The 828-nt window shown below is 33.2% G+C and carries 1 protein-coding gene and 1 pseudogene; both read left to right on the plus strand.

Annotated elements, in window-relative coordinates; all coding sequences use genetic code 11:
- Positions 1-112 precede the first annotated feature (112 nt).
- Positions 113-610, plus strand: coding sequence for a hypothetical protein (locus tag BKH45_RS08670; protein WP_095274255.1), 498 nt, complete (start codon positions 113-115; stop codon positions 608-610).
- Between the two features lie 33 nt (positions 611-643).
- Positions 644-828: pseudogene (locus BKH45_RS08675) on the plus strand (hypothetical protein); the annotation flags it as partial.

An 828-nucleotide genomic window follows, 5' to 3' on the forward strand; every position in this document is an offset into this window, starting at 1 on the left:
TGCTAAGAGTATTTTACCCAAAAATCCCCAATCAAAACCTTATGATTTGCAAAATTCCAAACCCCAAAAAAGAAGGTAAGTCAATGAAAAAATTTATCAAAAGAGTAACAAAATGAATGAATTAGAAATATTTGAACTCGGATTAGCACTTGCAAAAGCCTTAGGAGGAGATAAAGAAGCAATAGCTGATGTAGCTTTGCTTTATCAAAGACACCCTGAGATGTTTGAAAATATCAAAGATGTGGTTGAGACGATTGAAAAAGTAATCAAAGATCCTGATTTGGTGATGAAAAATCCAAAAGCCAAAAATGACAAAGATTTTATTCTGGCCAAACAATTAAATGAAGAAAAAATGGGTGATGTAGGTATCAGAAATGATGAAGGAACAAATGTTATTTTTCATGCCAATAAAATCAATATTGAAAAGTTTAAACAATTTGAGAAAAAGCAAGCGATGGTAGGGACGCCCAATTCCTACACTCAAGCCCAAAGTCTTGACGAGCGACTGGTTCAAAAGAACATTTCATCACCTGCTAAGAGTATTTTACCCAAAAATCCCCAATCAAAACCTTATGATTTGCAAAATTCCAAACCCCAAAAAAGAAGGTAAGTCAATGAAAAAATTTATCAAAAGAGTAACAAAATGAATGAATTAGAAATATTTGAACTCGGATTAGCACTTGCAAAAGCCTTAGGAGGAGATAAAGAAGCAATAGCTGATGTAGCTTTGCTTTATCAAAGACACCCTGAGATGTTTGAAAATATCAAAGATGTGGTTGAGACGATTGAAAAAGTAATCAAAGATCCTGATTTGGTGATGAAAAATCC

Origin of the sequence: Helicobacter sp. 11S03491-1, assembly GCF_002272835.1 — a bacterium.
Lineage (GTDB): Bacteria > Campylobacterota > Campylobacteria > Campylobacterales > Helicobacteraceae > Helicobacter_J.

Excerpts from the sequence above, each read along its gene's own strand:
- BKH45_RS08670 (WP_095274255.1), top strand. The coding sequence starts at position 113 with ATGAATGAATTAGAAATATTTGAACTCGGATTAGCACTTGCAAAAGCC.